The 17639-nt window shown below is 52.3% G+C and carries 16 protein-coding genes; 12 read left to right on the top strand and 4 right to left on the bottom strand.

What is annotated here, in order from left to right:
* The first annotated feature begins 852 nt into the window (after window positions 1–852).
* The 5 genes from AC1M7R_RS25220 (at window position 853) to AC1M7R_RS25200 (ending at window position 6493) form a co-directional block, all read left to right on the top strand.
* Window positions 853–2781: a TnsB C-terminal domain-containing protein gene (locus AC1M7R_RS25220; RefSeq protein WP_438663354.1), complete on the top strand. Its 1929-nt coding sequence runs from the start codon at window positions 853–855 to the stop codon at window positions 2779–2781.
* A 408-nt stretch (window positions 2782–3189) separates the two neighbouring features.
* Entirely contained in the window at window positions 3190–4092 is a 903-nt protein-coding gene (locus tag AC1M7R_RS25215; RefSeq protein ID WP_263963172.1) for a TniB family NTP-binding protein, read from the top strand.
* Window positions 4092–4952, top strand: a complete 861-nt coding sequence (locus tag AC1M7R_RS25210) for a hypothetical protein (protein WP_490610056.1) — start codon at window positions 4092–4094, stop codon at window positions 4950–4952. The genes AC1M7R_RS25215 and AC1M7R_RS25210 overlap by 1 nt, the downstream gene beginning before the upstream one ends.
* Complete coding sequence (locus AC1M7R_RS25205) at window positions 4912–5976, top strand: hypothetical protein (protein WP_438663356.1); 1065 nt, start codon at window positions 4912–4914, stop codon at window positions 5974–5976. Before AC1M7R_RS25210 ends, AC1M7R_RS25205 begins: the two co-directional genes overlap by 41 nt.
* A 4-nt stretch (window positions 5977–5980) precedes the next feature.
* Window positions 5981–6493, top strand: coding sequence for a hypothetical protein (locus AC1M7R_RS25200; protein ID WP_490610055.1), 513 nt, complete (start codon window positions 5981–5983; stop codon window positions 6491–6493).
* A 145-nt stretch (window positions 6494–6638) separates the two neighbouring features.
* Here the strand turns inward: AC1M7R_RS25200 and AC1M7R_RS25195 are convergent, their stop codons facing one another.
* A complete protein-coding gene (locus tag AC1M7R_RS25195) occupies window positions 6639–7010 on the bottom strand; it encodes a helix-turn-helix domain-containing protein (RefSeq protein ID WP_438663358.1) in 372 nt (123 codons plus the stop codon).
* 314 nt (window positions 7011–7324) lie between these two features.
* On the opposite strand from AC1M7R_RS25195, the gene AC1M7R_RS25190 reads away from it, so the two are divergent.
* The 6 genes from AC1M7R_RS25190 (at window position 7325) to AC1M7R_RS25165 (ending at window position 13638) form a co-directional block, all read left to right on the top strand.
* On the top strand, window positions 7325–8059 hold the full coding sequence (locus AC1M7R_RS25190) for a metallophosphoesterase (protein WP_490610054.1): 735 nt from the start codon (window positions 7325–7327) through the stop codon (window positions 8057–8059).
* Window positions 8059–8382, top strand: coding sequence for a hypothetical protein (locus AC1M7R_RS25185; RefSeq protein WP_198834657.1), 324 nt, complete (start codon window positions 8059–8061; stop codon window positions 8380–8382). The genes AC1M7R_RS25190 and AC1M7R_RS25185 overlap by 1 nt, the downstream gene beginning before the upstream one ends.
* 173 nt (window positions 8383–8555) lie before the next feature.
* Entirely contained in the window at window positions 8556–9053 is a 498-nt protein-coding gene (locus AC1M7R_RS25180; protein ID WP_490610053.1) for a hypothetical protein, read from the top strand.
* Between the two features lie 39 nt (window positions 9054–9092).
* The gene (locus AC1M7R_RS25175) at window positions 9093–9410 is read left to right on the top strand and encodes a hypothetical protein (RefSeq protein ID WP_438663361.1); all 318 of its coding nucleotides are present in this window, start codon (window positions 9093–9095) and stop codon (window positions 9408–9410) included.
* A 152-nt stretch (window positions 9411–9562) separates the two neighbouring features.
* Window positions 9563–11644 carry an ATP-dependent nuclease gene (locus AC1M7R_RS25170; RefSeq protein ID WP_198834654.1) on the top strand — a complete coding sequence of 694 codons (2082 nt, stop codon included), beginning with the start codon at window positions 9563–9565 and terminating at the stop codon, window positions 11642–11644.
* Window positions 11644–13638, top strand: a complete 1995-nt coding sequence (locus AC1M7R_RS25165; protein WP_438663363.1) for a UvrD-helicase domain-containing protein — start codon at window positions 11644–11646, stop codon at window positions 13636–13638. The genes AC1M7R_RS25170 and AC1M7R_RS25165 overlap by 1 nt, the downstream gene beginning before the upstream one ends.
* 136 nt (window positions 13639–13774) lie before the next feature.
* On the opposite strand, the gene AC1M7R_RS25160 is transcribed toward AC1M7R_RS25165, so the two are convergent.
* Window positions 13775–14068, bottom strand: a complete 294-nt coding sequence (locus tag AC1M7R_RS25160; protein ID WP_198834652.1) for a hypothetical protein — start codon at window positions 14066–14068, stop codon at window positions 13775–13777.
* Between the two features lie 227 nt (window positions 14069–14295).
* Between AC1M7R_RS25160 and AC1M7R_RS25155 the strand changes: the two genes are divergently transcribed.
* Window positions 14296–14610: a 5-carboxymethyl-2-hydroxymuconate Delta-isomerase gene (locus AC1M7R_RS25155; protein ID WP_198834651.1), complete on the top strand. Its 315-nt coding sequence runs from the start codon at window positions 14296–14298 to the stop codon at window positions 14608–14610.
* A gap of 446 nt (window positions 14611–15056) precedes the next feature.
* On the opposite strand, the gene AC1M7R_RS25150 is transcribed toward AC1M7R_RS25155, so the two are convergent.
* A complete protein-coding gene (locus AC1M7R_RS25150) occupies window positions 15057–15917 on the bottom strand; it encodes a hypothetical protein (RefSeq protein WP_438663364.1) in 861 nt (286 codons plus the stop codon).
* On the bottom strand, window positions 15907–17619 hold the full coding sequence (locus AC1M7R_RS25145; RefSeq protein ID WP_438663365.1) for an AAA family ATPase: 1713 nt from the start codon (window positions 17617–17619) through the stop codon (window positions 15907–15909). The genes AC1M7R_RS25150 and AC1M7R_RS25145 overlap by 11 nt, the downstream gene beginning before the upstream one ends.
* Window positions 17620–17639 lie beyond the last annotated feature (20 nt).

Below are 17639 nucleotides of genomic sequence, written 5' to 3'. Positions count from 1 at the left end.
GAGTCGACTATAGCAACGTGAACGTGCCTAGCCGCGTTTGCTCAATGCACGGATCGGATTGACTCATGTGGCTCAACGCAGCTCAAAGGTCGAGCATGTCAATTCAGCAAGGCTGAGCGAGGCATTGCGAGGGTGCTTGTCCGAATCTTTCCAGTGCTTGCGCGAGGTGGCATAGAGGGAGGCAGGGTGGGAAGGTCGTTGGTTTGGCTGGATTACGTGTGACCTTTGCGAATCGTGGACACTCCCCGCAAGCCCCGAAATTCAAGACCTCCAGCATCCCAATTTGCACTCAGGACACTTTTTGACGGAAAGTGTCCAGATTATTTGCAAATTTTTCCCAGAAAGTGTCCGCATTAACCGCGCAAACTGCGGAAAGTGTCCGTATTAACTAACGCTTTTTCAGCCGCGATGGCCAAGAACATAGAGTCCAAGGAAAAATTTTGCAAAAAAAACATTTGTGATTTCGATGCGAACTTCACCAGATCGCTAATCGCATATATCGATGCCGCAGATACGATTTTTGTCAATATATATAATAATACTCCATTTCTCGTCTCATTTGGCAAGTTTTTCATGAGGCCCGCTCAGCCCCTCAAAGCCTGACACCATCGGGCCTCCAATATTTTTTAGGCGTTGAAAACAGTAAAATAAAACAGCCAAAATTGTCAGTCAATATATGCCTAATTAAACTTTAATGCTCTCCGGAGTGGAACTTGACCTTGCCGGTCTAGGAAGTAAAACTAGCTTGGCTTTCGCAGTGCCGCTCTTTAAAAACCAGCAAGTGATAACCACTACCTAAAACCAACGGGCAGATGCCATTACCCAACGGCAATTCGTCAAATGGTAGGCGGAATGACAAATCGCAATAAAACATCTGAAAAAGAGAATGAGCTATCGAAAGCGCCCTCACTGGGCGCAAAATCAAAATCGAGCTCAAAGCTAAACCTGGATAGTTCGGATAAGACCATTGCTCGCTTCGATCTTGCTAGCGACCGGATTCCGACGATCAAGCTTTATCTTTCCGGTCAAATCAGCGCTGTTGATGCGGCGAACGCGATCGGTATGAAGCCATCAGGCTTTCATAAAATTATCCGGCGAGTGAGGGCACGTGGCGGTGATCTAAGTGCCGTTACGTCCAGCATGCCCGGACGCCGTCCGACGCCGTCCGAGCTTGGGGGAGAACTTGAGGGGTTGATTGTTGACTCCATCAAGACCTACGCAGGGAAGGCAGCAACCATCGAAAGGGTTTGGGTGACCGCCCAAATGCTTGCTGACGAGCGAGGTCTCAAAAGGCCTAGCTATCATGCTGTACGACGGCGGCTTTTGAAGAAGGGCAAGCGGTTCCTGGCTAACATGAAGCTAGGGAAGGTTGATGCTGCTGACATCTTCGAGGCTCGCCCCGGATACAAGGTTACGTCCCGCCCGCTTGAATGGGTTCAGATCGACCATACCCGTGTCGACATGATCGTCGTGGATGAGCAGGAGCGGACGGTGATTGATCGCCCTTGGGTTAGCTTTGCTATCTGTATACATACGAGGGCGATTGTCGGGTTTTACCTGAGCTTACTTCCGCCCAATTCTGTAACGGTAGCGATGCTTATCGAGAACTGCGTCCTTCCCAAAACGGCCATGCTCGCCAGTCTTGGGCTGGATGCAAGCGTCTGGCCTATGCACGGCGTGCCCGAGGTCATACACGCGGATAATGCGGCTGAGTTTCGCTCAGAGGTGCTGAAGGCGAGGTTAAAACGTTTCGGTGTGAGAGTTGAACACCGTGATGTCGGTAAAAAACATCAGGGAGGGCACATCGAGCGCTTGATAGGTACGATGATGCGATCTCATATCCATTTCTTGAGGGGGACAACCTATTCCAATACACAGCAGCGAGGTGATGAGAACAGTGTGGCTAGGGCATCCATCTCTATTACTGCACTTAGGAAGTTCTTCGTTTGCGCCATTCATGCTTATAACGATCGCAAGCATCCGGCCATAAAGATGTTTCCCTCCCAAAAATGGGGTGAGCATTTTGGGAAGCATTCACAGCCTCGTCAGATCGACGAGCCTTTGCATGAAGGATTTCGGTACGCACTTTACCCAGAAAGGCCGAAGCTCATCCGCGCAGGTGGGATCGAAATGCACGGGCGATTCTACTATGCACCGTGCCTGCAGAACAAAGTGCGAGAACAACTGGTAGTTAAGTACGACCCAAATGATCTTTCGAAGATATTCGTAGATCTTGAAGGGGATGGTACCTATGTAAGTGTACCAGAGTACAGAAATCAGATGCGGCGTAGCCACGACTATGCCCTGTACAGGGTTGAGCGGCAGGAGAAGGGTGAGCGGGATGGCACCTACTCTGCTGATGCGACCGCTTCTCTTGCTTTGGGCAATGCAATCGTCCAAGAAGAGTACCGGCGGACTGCTCAAAGCAAGCGCCAAGCTGCCAAAGCGGCCGGCAAACGCGATCAGCGGAATTATACCGAGTCGCTTGATTCCAGGTCTCAAGTCAATACGCAAGCCGAGCCGGAGTTTACGGATCAAACGGAACACTTGGATAACTTCCTTGACAATGCTGCAACTGCCAAGCCCGCCAGCATCGCATCCCCCGGAAAGCCCGAAAACGCCACAACTCCTAAACCCGAAGTTTCAAAAGTTCGGAAAGGGCGTGCGGCACTTCGAGCTGTCGGGGGAGAACGAAAGGCCGCGGAGCGTCGCTGGCAGGGCTTTTCGAGAAGCAGCACGGCAGAGCAGATCGACTTTGATGCGCCACCGACTCTCTACTGAAGCTGGCCTGACCTTATGAATGACTGAGACTCCGCCTCAGACATAGATCCAGCCAAGACTCACCCCAAGCCCAGTCCCTGAATTCAACATCAGGCTCCAAATCACCGATCCAATAAACAAGAGTGAGGTAAATAAACCACAATAGCTACTCTCCAACTTATATATCCTGCAAGCAGGGTGCTTAAGATCGTGGTTATCACCATTCGGCCTGCTTGCGCAGAAAATGCTGTTGGTTGGATACAGAATAAAGATCAACCAGCATTTAAGCAACGCATCTACCAAGGCGCTACAATAACAAGTCTGTTAACTCATCGGCACAGCCAAAATTTCAGTTCAAAGATATAGCTGAGGCTTCAGTGTGTCTTTTTATCCTCAATGCGTCTTATATATTATATCTGGAGATAAATTATGGATCTTTCTCATGTGCACTGCAGCTGCCACCAACTGTTTGAACTGAGCGATCATGATCGGGCTATGTCCTGCCTGAAAGATTTTTTCGTTCCGCACCCCTCCGCCGAGCGCTTGTTCAAAAAGATGGACATGATCATGTCCATGCCAAGGAAGGTTGTTGCCCCTTGCTTGCTGTGTTTGGGTAAGGGGGGCGTCGGAAAGACGAGCATGATCGAGGAGCTTGGACGCAGAAATATCACTTCTGTGAACCGAATTGTCACCGTGACGATGCACCAAAACGCGGACAACATGGGTCTGAAGGAGCTGATACTTGCCGAAATGGGGTTGGACACGAGCCGTAGAGCCCGCCAGTCACGGAGGATCAGTCCGGATCTCCAGCATCTCATCAAAAGCCAGAACATCAAAGCCATTGTCATTGATGAGGTGCATGATGCGCTTACACTCTCGCCTTTCCAGCGAAAGGTCAACCTGTCGCTGTTGAAGAACCTTTCCGGTTCCACTTATGGCCTTTCGGTATTCGCCTTTGGTGTGCCTGACGCCGCCCGCTTCTTAAGGGAGGATCCGCAACTCGCTCGTCGTTATGCAGTTCACGACTTGGAGACTTGGTCGAATGGCCAAGATGTTCGGAATTTCGTGTTCAGCTATATCCACCGGCTGCCCCTGAAAAAGCCGACGGACTTTCGTGACCAGGAACTCTGCTTGGCCATTGTCGAGAAGTCGCTGGGGATCACCGACAACATCGTCAAGATTCTGCAGGCATCGGCTTGGGCTGCAATCGCAGACGGTACCGAACGCATCACGCTCAAGCATGTCCGTGACGTGGAAGCCATCATGGCGATGGAACTGGGAACGAGTTTGCAGGGCCTGCACGACGTGAGCATGGAGAAGGACTGCGCGTAATGACGCCCTCTCAAGCTAAAGCTCTGGCTCGAGAAGTATTGGAGGACGATTTCGTCCTCCCGTATTTTTCAACGGAACAGCTGGCCATGATGAAGACTTTAGAACAATCCATCTGCCCCAGAGACCCACCCCCTCAATCAAACGCAGAGGTAAATACAGAAACAAATACAGAGTCAAACGTGATGCTGCTGGATGGTGTTTCAGGATGCGGCATCACAACATTATTCAGAACGCTGCATCAGCGCCACCCTAGCAGCACTCAGCTCCTGCAGGGTGATATGTACATTGGCGGATCAGAGTTTTTGGATCATTTGTCTGATGCATTCCATGTCAGGCGTAAGTACCATCCCAAAAAAAGGGTACTGGCGCCAAATTTGGTACGGACTTTGTCGCTCTCATCTCAAAAAACGATTTTGGTCGATGATCTAGATGTCTTAGCGAGTGACATTGATGACTATGAAACAGTTTTCGGTGTTATTCGTCTTCTCTCAGAAGAAATCCGAGGTCTCAAGTTTGTAATTTCAATGCGCAGTGCTCTACTGCAAAAAAGGTTCGACAGGTACTTGCGGCTTGGTTGGCGCCGCTACACATTTAGGCAGCGGCTGATAGATGAAGAATACCATGAGTTCGCGAATCGACTATGGGGGAGGTTGAATTGTGAGTACTCGCTCAGCCTTACTGCAGAAAGCCTTAGAGTCCCAGAGCCAAAATTTGGCTTAGACATTCAGGACGTCAATAGGTCACTCAGGCTGAAACTAGTTGAGCGCTTCCTTTACCAGCAAGGCGCAGTGGCGGCGCTCAGCACGACGAATGATTTAAATGAGTACGAAAGTTATGTCCTCCAGTTTCTCTGCACCTGAGGCCTACCCGGGGCCTTCTTCTAACCATTATTCTAAACTTTATCCTGAGCCTTATCCTGATGAAACGCTTTCATCCTGGATGTACAGAGTGCGTGAAGTCCAGCCTGAGCCTGAAGTGCGAGCGTTTTGGGGCATGCCATCCGACGCGTGGGAAAGCTCAACGCTACGCGCACCCTACATCGAAGCGCTAGGAGGCAGAGGTAAAGACTATGATTTTGACTTCAGTCTACCAGGGGTCAAGGCCTTTGCAGAATGCTATGAGATCTCGATGGAGTGGATCGAATCCACGTTCCGTCCCTCTGAGGCTCAAATCATACCGATCTGCTTTCGATCAGATTACTGCCTTACTTGCATGGAGGAATCGGTGACGGCAACGGGCTTTCCAGTGTATCTCAGAAGCTGGCGATACTTATTGAAGCCGTTTTGTCAGGTGCATGGCTGTGTACTGCGTAGTGCTGGAAATTATCTGCATGACTCAGTGGATTTTGCGATGGATGTTTTCGAGTACGATAGCGCCCGTGGTCATGAGCTGGAGAGGGAAAAGAAATGGCTCGAGAAGGACAGTGCAGTGCAGCTACTCGGCAGGATGGTCGTTGAGCGCGCAGATAAATTAATAAAGGGTTGTCAAAATCAGGCGGTGCAGCGTAACGCTGAAAACTTTCTGTTGACGCTCATGCGCCTTACACTGACGTCTGAGGTTGTGGCTGATTACACGTCGCTGCTGAAGTTCAAAGTTCAGTCGAGCAGTGAGTTTGATAATAGCAATAGTCTTGCCCTGTTTCATCAGTTGCCATTACGCGTCACGGCGATCGCCCGCGCTCGGGCGTTTTACCTGGTAGGCTTATTATTGGGGTGGATTACCGACGAGCAAGCCACTGACGCTCGGCCAGATCATGAGTTTTATCTGAGCACGTCGGGATCTTCTTTTTGGCAACGGATTGGCTCCTCGGAGCGCGTCCGTACGATGCTACAGCTGTACAGTACGGAACTGTTGAATGTATCTTCTTTGATAGGCTGGAGGTAACTGCGTGTATAAATATCTCATATCCCTTTACTGGGTTTCTGGTTTGCGCGTTCGTACGGTGCCCGCAAACGACTACGCTATCACACCAGTCTGTTTCTTAATTGATAGTGCAACTGGCATGATAATTTCATACAGCTTTAGCTATGGCTTGCCACGTTTGAAATTGCACGTCCTCGCACAGCTCGTATTTCAGGAGAAAATGGTTCGCCCAACAGCAGCCAAAAAATTGTACAGGAGTGTGCCAGGGGACATACATTTGGCGAGGAGCAGAGTTGAGACTGATGCGTGCCAGTTATCTCTTGAAACTTACAAGTATCCAAGACCATCTACGTTAAATTGGTCAAAAGCCGGTATGCTTGTGGCCCATATGTTTTATGATTGGGATTATTCAATGCTCAACGAGCTTGATAGTTTCCAGGTGATTAATTCAAGCCAACTTGTCCGGATTTTGGATCGTCTAGTAGGTCGCTTCAATAGTGCGGTTGACTCCGGTGTCGTCAACTTTTTTGGCGCCTGAGCCCGAGCGTCCTGACATGTGCTCCCACCAGTTTGCTTACTTGACTAATTTTTGGCTGTGCTGGCCTAGCTAATCCCTATAAGGGGTTCGCAAGATGGTTGACGCCCTAGCATCGGGCCATTTGCCCTTACTGACTCAAACCGCCCTATAGCGTCTTCCACAGTTTGCTCACCGTCGATTTTGCAAGCCCCAGCAGCTCCGCAGTCTCCTTCTGCGTCTTACCTTCAGCTTTGCACTGAAGCACCGCCGCTCGATTGGCAGCGCCTGATCGAATGCGACCGTGTACTGACTGAAGCTTGCCGTCGGTGAATTCGCCGTCGAGCTTGTCCAAGACACCGAGCTTCTCAAGCTTGGTGATCTCGCCGGCCAGGTGTTTCAAAAATTCCTTAGGGGTCTGGCTACGGTCATGAGCGCTGGCCACGGCCACGAGCGCAACAAGATCAACGCCCAATGCGATGGCGATGTCTTCGAGCGATGACAGGGTAGGGCTGCTTTTCGCGCGCTCGATATTGTTCATATGCCGAGCTTCGACCCGGCCATGAAAGTCTTCCTGAGACAGGTTTCGGGCGGTACGTGTCAGCCTCAAGACTGCGGCTAGCTGTTCTCTCAACGACATTTGGAATACCCAAAGCCGAGGATAAAGCCATATTGCGCGGTTCGACTCCATGCAATATAGTGCTGCGAGATGAACTGACTGGCACGCTTGTGCCGTGCTCTGATCGAGGAAGCGAAGATCGGGATGCTTCCGTTCCATTGTGCCGAGTCCCGGCACGCGTGCGCTCTGTAACCCAGTCGGCGTCAATTTATAGCTAAAGCCTCAAGGCCTGCGTTTTGCGAATCAGAATTTACTCAGACCTCCATGCCGAGTTCCACCGTTTCGACCCACCGCCCCTTGATGCTGGGGTTGACCTGGTAATCCTCGCTGGCGACATCAACAAAAAGGCCAGGGGCGTCCAATGGGCCAACGAGACGTTCGCCTGCCAGGTCGTGTACGTCACAGGGAACCACGAATATTACGACGGGCACCTTGATCGCACCTTGCAGAAAATGAGGGGCGCCGCGGCCGGCCACGTGCATGTGCTGGAAAACGAATCGCTGATTCTGGGGGACGTCAGAATCCTCGGCAGCACAGCATGGACTGACTTCACGTCAACAGGGAACCAGGTCGCGGCCAGCAACGGTGCCAGGCAAGGCATGAACGACTTCAAGTACATCAGGGCAGACTCAAACTACAGACGATTGAGACCGGATGACTTGGTTACCCGGAACCACATCGCTAAGGACTGGCTCACCCAAGAGCTCGCTCGACCGTTTGGCGGCAAAACGGTAGTAGTGACCCATCACTCACCATCTCACGTGGTGATTGGTGAGCAGCATGAAGGGCATCTTACTGCAGCGTACACCAACGACTGGCAGCACCTAATTGAGGAGGCCCATGTGTGGGTGTTCGGTCACACGCATGAGGCTACAGATGTTGAGCTGGCTGGCTGCCGGGTGATCTCAAACCCCCGTGGCTACCCTGGAGAGAACACCGGTTTTGACCCTTTTTTCGAGATCCAAATCTAATGGCCACTTCGGCGATGAAGCACTTTTTTGACCACGCCGTCGAGCCGATAGAGCTCGAGCGAGATCTTCCCTCAGAAGTCATTCAGGCACAGGGCATTTCCTGGGGGGTGGTCGTCGACGCTTACCTTGTCAACGCAGCACGGGCAGGGCAGAGCTATGCGGCGCTCGTTTACAACGATCAGTCAAACGTGAGCTCGAATGGGATGACGGTTGCTACCCCTCCACTTCAGCTTGTTGAGACAAGGGCGGGGTTCAAGCTAATGCGCAGCCTAAGCGGCAAAGACTACTACGTTATCGCTAGCGAGCTCAGCGAGCCGCGGTGAGCATTCAATTGGGTTGACTCACCCGGCCTGGAAGCCGCTTTCAACCTGTAGTACTTGGCAAGGCGCGGCGAGCACCTCGGATTTAGAGCTTTATATATCCCGCTGACCAACTCGCTGGACGGCTTCTTGCGCACTCGTGTTCACGTGGCCTTTGAAAGCACTAAGGAAAATGCATGTCTGGTCTGAAAAGAATTGAACTTACCATCAAGAACTACAATGTTAAAAATTCTGCTGAAATTGATACGCTCTATAGCCAAGTTCGGTGTGAAGACAGTGAAGGGAAAACCTTCTATTTCAAAGAAGTTTGCATGCTCGACTACCTGAAAAGGCACGGGGCGATTGTTACTGACAAGCCTCGCACTTGGTACTACAAGCATTTGAACAAGAAAAGCATCGTTCTGGTGGCGTTCCAAAAGGCAGACGGAAAGGTTGAATATGACTTTGATCACCTGCGGCAGGTTGCTAAATCCAGTATTCTCAAAGGGATCGTTTTCGCTGTGGCGGCAATTCCTGCGGGCTTGATCATCGCAACAGCGACGTTTGGTATCGGGCTACTGTTTACGCCTGTGTGCCTCTTCTATGCATACAGAAGTCTCTTTAAAATCCCCCGGATGCTGCGTCGAAGCACTCTGGTGAAGGAGCTCGCCGCGCATGGAGTGGTTGTGCAGTAGCGAGCAGCTGCGAGGCTGCGTACTGATGAGGAGCAACGAATGACAGTAGCGGTAATTTTTGATCTCTTCGGTACGCTTTTGGAGATTCGAAACCGGCAGAACCCCTATCGACGGCTTCTCCGCCTGGGCTCACAGCAGGGTCGCGCCTCATCCCCCAATGATATCCGCTGGAGCATGACCCACGACCATGGCCTCGAAGACACTGCGGCTGCATTTGGAATCAAAATCTCGCCTGCTCAGTTAGCCAATCTCCAAGCTGCTCTGGAGCTGGAGTTGCAGTCGATTCGGGTGCTCGACGACTCGTGGCCAGCGATCCCACCCGCGTCGTCCTGCATCCGCCTCGGGCTCGGCAACTAGGAAAACCGATACCACAGCGCTCCTGCACCTCAGCCGCCGCTCTTAGCCGCTAGAGATAGCGCCTTGCCCGAGTCTGTGGCATATAGCCAGTCACATTGCGTTTGGCTAGGAAGCCTCGACTCGGCCATGAGCCAGGCTTAGGGAGAAGTGGTATGTATCTTTCATCGCTGTCGATCAAAAATTTCCGCCAGTTTGGTGATCTGACTCCAGGCTTCGTCATCCATTTCAATGAAGGCGTCACTGCGCTTGTCGGTGAGAACGATGCTGGCAAGACAGCGGTAATCGATGCCATCCGGCATGTCTTGCAGACCCGTGACTCTGATTTCTTGCGCTTGGAACTGGAAGATTTTCATGTGCAAAGCAATGGTGAGCCTGCAACCGACATCACCTTGGTTTGCACACTCTCCGGGCTATCCACCTTGGAGCTCGGTGCTTTTGCTGAGTATGTGACATTCTCTCACGGCGTGGGCGTGCTCCATGTGCATTGGTCAGCGCGTCGACTCGCTGTGCCCACGGCATCAAGGCGCTGGGTCGACATTCAGGTTCGATGTGGTGAGCGTGGGGAAGGGCCGGCCCTGGACGTCGGGGCGCGGCAACTACTGGCGACCGCTTACCTGAAGCCTTTGCGCGATGCCGAGCGTGAGATGTCGCCGGGCCGTAACTCCCGGCTCTCTCAAGTGCTGAGCAGCTTTCCCGGTATCGACAGTGGGGAGTCGTATGTGCAGACCGCTCCACCAGCTTCTACAGCTGATGCCTATGGCCTGAGTATCGCGGGGATGGGCGATTTCATGCGTGAGCTCGTCCGGGGCCATGACTCTATCAAGGTTGCCCAGGCGACCATCAATGATCGGTATCTAGAGCCACTCTCTCTCGCGGGACAGCCGCTTCATAGCAATCTTGGCTTCGGCGATACAGGGAGTGAGACCACCAAGCTCAAGCAAATCCTTGAGCGGCTGGAGCTGGGACTGCTCGACAAGGGTTCAGGCTTAGTGAAGGGCAGTTATGGTTTGGGCTCAAATAACCTACTTTTCATGGCCTGCGAACTCCTGCTGCTTGGCAAGGAGCCGGACGGACTTCCGCTCCTGTTAATCGAAGAACCAGAGGCGCACCTTCACCCGCAGCGCCAGCTCAGGCTCATGGAGTTTCTGGCGAACGCATCCCAACCTGCAGCTCAAGCTCAGGGGCAGGAGCCAGCGAACACGCGAGCTGTTCAGGTAATCCTCACAACTCACAGCCCGAACCTCAGTTCCAAGATTGCCTTGGAAAACCTGGTGCTCATTCACGGTCAGCGCGCGTTTTCCATGGCACAAAAGTGCACCAAGCTTTCCGCTGACGATTATCGCTTCCTAAGTCGTTTTCTGGATGTCACGAAAGCAAGCCTGTTCTTCGCGAAGGGGTTGCTCATCGTTGAAGGTGATGCAGAGGCCATTCTATTGCCGGCCCTTGCTCGACTGTTGGAGCGTGATCTGACCAAGCACGGCGTGTCGATCGTGAACGTCGGGGGAGTTGGGTTGCGTCGTTACGCGAACATCATGCAGCGCGCCGATGACTCGGAAGGTGTAATCCAGATACCTACGGCTTGTATCACCGATATGGATGTGATGCCTGATTGCGCGCCGGCGATCATGGGGTTAGACCCGAACAAACTCACTCCAGGTGGTAAACCAGCGCCTCGGCGTTGGAAAATGATGAGCGACTTCGGTGCTACTGATGATGAGCGTGCACCAAAGCTCGCGGCTCATCGGTATAAACGGACGCGTGGCGACGGCCAGAACGTGAAGACCTTTGTGGCCAATCATTGGACGCTCGAGTATGACCTCGCCGTTGAAGGGCTCATGGATTGGATGCATAGAGCCGCCACGTTGGCTTTGCATGACGCGAAAATCAATGAAGGCACCTTGCCGCGCATGAAAGTACTTGAGAAGGCGAGTAAGGCGCTGGCGGCGCTCAAGGAGCGCTACACCGACGAAGCGGAGCGCGCCACTGAGATTTATCGATTTATAGACTCTGGCTCAAAGTCGATCACTGCACAGCACCTGGTCGACCTACTGGAGGCGGCGTTTGAAGAGGGTGAGCTCGACCAGGGTCGCTTGCGTGCTGCGCTGCCGCCGTATGTGGTTGAGGCGATCGAATACGCTACAGGTGGGCCGATCCCGGATCTGACACCCCAGCCTCCCGCTGAGCCAACCAGCATCGCACCTCCAGAAGCTGCTGAAACGGGGGATTTGGCGTAATGCGGCTCCAGGATCTTGTTCCGGCAGTTACCGATGCCGACATCGAATGGGTGAGCACGCTTATGTCGCTGCGCGACCTCGACGAGCCACGAAGAGCCTTTCTCAAACGTCTCGATACTCTTGATGTGGCAGCATGCCCGGGTAGCGGCAAGACCACTTTGGTGGTTGCCAAGCTGGCCATTCTCGGTCGCCACTGGCGCAGTCGAACGCAGGGAATCTGCGTGCTGTCGCACACCAATGCCGCACGCGAGGAGATTGAGCATCGCCTGGGCACCACGGAGGTCGGCCAGAGACTGCTGCGATACCCGCATTTCATCGACACCATCCACGGTTTTGTCATGCGGTTTCTGGCCTCACCTTGGCTGAGATCGAACGGTCATCCGCTTGTTATGGTTGATGATGAGGCGACCGGGCGTGCCAGGGGAAGGGCGTTGGGGCGCGAGCGAAGAAATATGGAGAGCTGGCTTGGTAACAGAGACACAACGCTTGCTGATCTTCGTCTTCAAACCGCTGATTTTTCGAATCCGCTTGGAGGCGTGCACTACATTTGTTCGCCCAAAGCTCCATCACACGGGAAACTAGCCAGAGCCATGGGCGCTGCGGCGTCGGAAGGTTACTTTTGTTACGACGAGGTGTTCACACTCGGTCAGGCCATGATCGAGCAAGAACCGGATATCGCTCGCTCATTGCAAGCTCGGTTTCCGTGCGTGCTCGTCGATGAAATGCAAGACACGGACGCGTCGCAGAATCGTCTACTTAACCTCGTATTTCCACGCGATGCTGTGGATACGGTCGTGGTGAGGGTAGGAGACCCGAACCAACAGATCTTCAAGGGTGACAGAGAGTCCGATGGCGCATTTCCTGATGGAGAGACGATTGATATCTCTACCAGCTTTCGGTTCAACCAGGCCATTGCCTCCTTAGCGAACGGGTTCGCCGTCGCTCCGATTACCGGAGGATTAATCGGTCGGGGAAGAACGGGGGATGGCTGCCCAAATACAATCTTTGTCTTTCCTGACAACGATACAAGCAGTGTCCTCGGCGCGTTTGGGGAACTGGTGTCTCGGTGCCTACCTGTCGCTGAACGCGAACACGGGGTGCATGCAGTCGGTGCTGTACACCGGCTGAGGGAGTTCAAGGAAGAGCACTTCCCCAAGGCGCTGGTGCACTATTGGAGCGAGTATCGCTCAGAGGCTAATAGCTCGAGGTATGCGCCTAAAACGTTTGTTGAGGGGGTTCGCAGGGCGAGGGCACACTTGGCTATCAGCGGCCACGCACACGAAAGCGTTGAGATGATTGCCAAGTGTTTGCTTCATCTCGCGGAGCGAGCCGGGCTGAGGAAGCCGGTCAAGATCAGGGCACGGCTTCACCGATATATAGAGCGAAGCTTGGCGGGTAACGCGAACCTACTGAACGCTTACCAACGATGCATTTACCTCTATTTGTTCCACCCCCATCCACTGCGTAAGGAACGGTGGGTGGAGACGCATGCGGTGCTACTCAAGCGCCTGATCGAAGAGCTGCATTCCGGGGAGGAGATTTCATTCAACGGTGAGGTTGAAGGCTACCTTGCCTGGACAGAGCCAGGCGATACGGCAAATGTGGATTCGGCGTTACCCCGTAAAACCATCAATACATTCCGGTTCGAGGATGGCAGGAACGAACCCGTCGACGTGCAGCTAGCTTCGATGCACTCAGTCAAGGGCAAGACTCATTCGGCGACGCTGATCCTGGAAACGTTCAATGGGCAGCACGTTCTGGAGATGATGTTGCCCTGGCTCGAGGGTAAGCCGCTGGTAAAGAAGGAACACCAGGTGACTTTCCGGAAAAACAGGATGCTCATGTACGTGGGTATGACTAGGCCCACCCATCTGCTGTGTCTCGCCATTCGGAGCAGTGCGCTGGGAGAGGGGGAGGTGAGAGCTGAGCGGAGGGCCGCGCTGGAAGCACAGGGGTGGGTGATCAATGAACTCGATGCGCGAGTTACTGGCTGAGTCAAACTGCTCGCGTTCGGAGCGCTTTGGAGTGCCAACCTGGTGGTATGTCTGCCGTCGTACGAATCTCACTTTTGAGAGGGCTGGATGCCTCGTTTGACAGTGGGCATCCAGTCCCGGTGTAACGCTCGCAGGCTTAGGCCGCGATGTCGTAGCCGAGCTTGTCGGTCAACAGCTCATAAAACTTCACGCGGGTGCGCGGGTTTTTGAGCTCCTGACAGGCCTCGTCCAGCGCCTGAATTGCATCCTCATGCGAGATCTTGTTTTTCTCAATCAGCGGTTTGAGCTTCTCGTTGTAGATGTAGCTCAACTCGTTGTAGTCGTCGCACTGGGCGCAGGACACGAGTTTCGCGTCCCGCTTGCCGCCTGGGTTTTCGTCCTTGTAGTGGTACTTGTCGTTGATATCGCTGATGGTCTTAGCCTTGGCCATGTCTTTCGCTCCTAATGGGTCGAGCGATCCTGGGAAGTCCTTATCGCAACCGACTAGATAGATTTGGTGGCGTTTTGCCGGTATTCAAGGCGCTGAAACATGTGGTTACCACTGTGACGGATCGGTGAAACTCCAAGACCATGTGGGCGGTAGCGCATCGCGTCAGTGCCCAGCGTAGGCAGTAAAATCTTGTATCGTATTGCCGTCAAAGACTAGGGAGGCCTCACGTGCCTCACATAAGAATTGAGTCCACCACTGCGGTGAAAGACGAGGATGCAGCGCAACTTAAACAGGCGCTACACCAAGCTGCGCGGGACTGTGGTCACTTTCCAGATGGTGGAGTTAGGACGCTTCTTTTCCCAGCGGCAAGCTCACTTGTCGCTCACAACAAGACTGAAGCATCGTTTGTGTTTATCAGCGTCAAAATCCTTCCTGGGCGAACGTTCGAGGTTCGTCAAGAAATAGCCCGTCTTCTATTCACAGCTGCCGAGGAGGCCTTGAAACCGTGCTTTGAGTGCGGAGCTGTTGAGCTTCAACTTTAGCTCAACGAGTTGGAGCCAGGGCTCAACTTCCAGAAGAATACTATGCTTTGAACACGCTTGGGCTGGTGCTTTCAGTCCACAATTAGCCGGCATGCAAGCGGTAGGGTGCTGCAGGCATTCCCCTGGTTAGCAGGTAAGCCATGCTGACCGGCATAGTTCAGGGCGAACGCTAGCACGATGTAGAACCCACCAGTTCAGCGAAGCCCCTGCCGAAAATCTCCAGGAATGTGCTTGGGTTATTGGTGTGGGCCTGCACCAGCGGTATGGCTTGCTTGGTTTGGTCGGTACCTCTCGCACACATTCAAGGAATTCTGGCGTGTCAAAAACGCCTTCACGACCTGCCAAGCAACGTCGGCATTGCACTGGTCGCGAGGGACGTGTTGCGAGCGTGCGCCATTATTGGTCTGGCGCACGCCATTCGATCGTCCAGGGTACCGCTGTAGGGCTTAGGGGTATTCAGAAAGCTTTCCGTTTTGAAGGAAATCCATCACAGCGGGATCCGCCAGCAAGGAGCGATACACGACAGCGTCCCAACTGTTAATCCCTTTCCCTATTTCTAATGAATAACCATTTTCGATGGCTGTGGTGACCGTGACTTTACCACCAGCTCGGGTTTCGCTCGCCATCCGAATAATGTTCAGATAGCTGCTTTCGAAATATTCCTTGAAACGCTCCCAAAAACCGATTCCTTCCAAATGCGATGCCACTAGGCTTTTCAGATCCAAGGTCAGGTCGTTCGATATTTCGAAAGAAATCACGGGAGTCAGGTAGGGCGCTTGTAGTTTTATCGAGTACAGCGGTTGATTGACGTCATCATAGTACGGATGCAAGAAACTTCTAGTGCCAGCGGCGTTTTTATAGTCTACCAGCTTCTCCCCTTGGCACCAATCGCAGGCAGGTACGAGGTTAAACAGGTTTGCCGCGAATTCTGGATAGGTTGTTTTAGGTAGGCAATGGTCAAGTGTCCTTGGCCTCCCAAGTTCACCACATACTGGGCATGCCAAAAGTTTATTCTTCTTCCTGAGCTTCTCCAATTCTTTAAAAGGATATTTGTCTTCATCGGGATTGTATAGTCCCAACAATGATGTCCTGCGTTTGACAGCCTCTCCGTCTGTATCGACATAGTTCCTCAATACCAACGGCGGCATGCCGGATGGACAACCCTTTTGATCGTCATACTGCTGGTATCGGGCGGTAAGGTCTGGCGTGATTCGACCGTAAAATTTCTTGAACTTGACTCTTTCGCCTAGCACTAAAGTTAACACGGCAATGCTGTCTTCGTCGGGCTTGGGGATCTTAGCGACCATCTGGTACGCTCGCATTCAGAATTTTAATGGTCATTTCTTCATTAAGTTCATCTTTGAGCTTGTCCAGCAGGTTTTTGGGGTTGCCGGCTTTTTGAATGGCCCCCTCAATCCACTGTGCGAACGGCTTGGTCACTTTGCTGTCCCCGAACACGTAGGACGAGATTCTTTGCATATTTCCACCGAAAGTTTCGAATGGTGGATGATCGATTTCAAGCCCATACTGCCCGTTGCGATAAACGTGCATGCAGTTTGCCGGGATCTCACGAGCGATGGCAAGTGAATGGGTCGCTAGGATCGCTTTTGAATTGAATGCGGCAAGCACTTTCTTGAGCAAGGCCACGAACTCCACCTCAAACGTCGGATGCAAGAAGAGTTCTGGTTCGTCTACGATGATCAAACTCTCTGCTTTGATTTGTCCAACAATATTTATGACCATGTACACGAAGAGTCGCTGGCCGGAGCTGAGGTCTAGCTTATCCGTGTCATTAAGGAATACGACCCCTGCCTTGCTGTTGACGACAGAAAAAAGATTCTCTTTGAGTTTGAGGAGCTTCGAGTGTGTAAGCGGCGTCAGCTGAATATACTGCTTGCCATCATTACCTTCAATGACCAGAGACTTGAGAAAAAGAGGTAGCTCCGCCTTAGGATTGATCTCTACCGCTAGCTTCTCGAAGCCAAGCGCGGGTTGCAGTACATCTAGAATGGTTGAGAATTTGGATGTCCAGGTGTTAAGGAAACTAAAGGCGTCGTCATCCGCTAGAGCCTTGAACATTGACTCGACTGAATCGCTGGCGGGCTGGTTACGGCTGATGGAGCTTTGGCGCGTTCCCTGGGCGGAAAGCCTGCCTCTCCTGAAGCCAAAGTACCTATACGCAGTTTTATCTTTGAGCTTGGAATCGGACAGGTCTAAAACAAAGTCCTCGAAAGGACTATAAGACATCAAGATCAGTCGCGAAATGTTCGGGTGGGCATCAAATGGCTGGTGTTTGGATTTGTGAAGCTGTGTTTGAGAACCGGCATCCATGCCCAACCAGTAAGCAACGAGATTTTTTAGCGTGTGGGACTTCCCGACGCCATTCGGCCCGATCAGGACGTTAATGTCGTAGGGAAGGGTGTCGGAATTAAATCTGAATCTGACTGGTGTGACCGCATCAACACCCCGACCTGGGAGGTTTAACGTGAAATCTTTAATTGATTGAGAATTTCCAGAAAATGCCTTCCACCCATCCTGGAAAGATTTGCGAGCGCCGGCTTCTCGCAACGGTGAGGTAGAAAAATTTTCCAGTTCGGTCAGTTTTCTTGCAGCCTCGTCCTGAGTGACGTTTACGAGATAACCTGCGTCTCGAATAAGAATCAAAACCTTCTGAGCATCTTGAACGCCCAGTTTTGTGATCAGCGCATCATAGAATTCAATGTCACTTGGGACGGACGCGTAGTTTGTATCTGGAATGGGGAAATAGCCATCCCAGCCCGAGTTACGCAGCGCATTGAGCTTCACTGGCGAGTTGGTGTCGTTCTCGATGAGTAGCTTGAGGTTGAACTCAAAAATTCGTTCGCCCTCATAATAGAATGCAGCGTTCAACGTAGTCCGTACAGAATAGTCATCCCAGTTATTATAACTGAGTGCCAGTACTGTTTTTTCGGTTTTTGTTAAAGGTGGAGTTCGGTTCCAATTATCGCCGGCATGGAAAAATACTTTCAAAAAACACCTTCCTTGAGATA

The organism is Pseudomonas sp. MS01C9 (assembly GCF_058202755.1).
The sequence above is the reverse complement of the archived record's forward strand: the minus strand, read 5'-3'. Positions and strand labels throughout refer to the sequence as shown.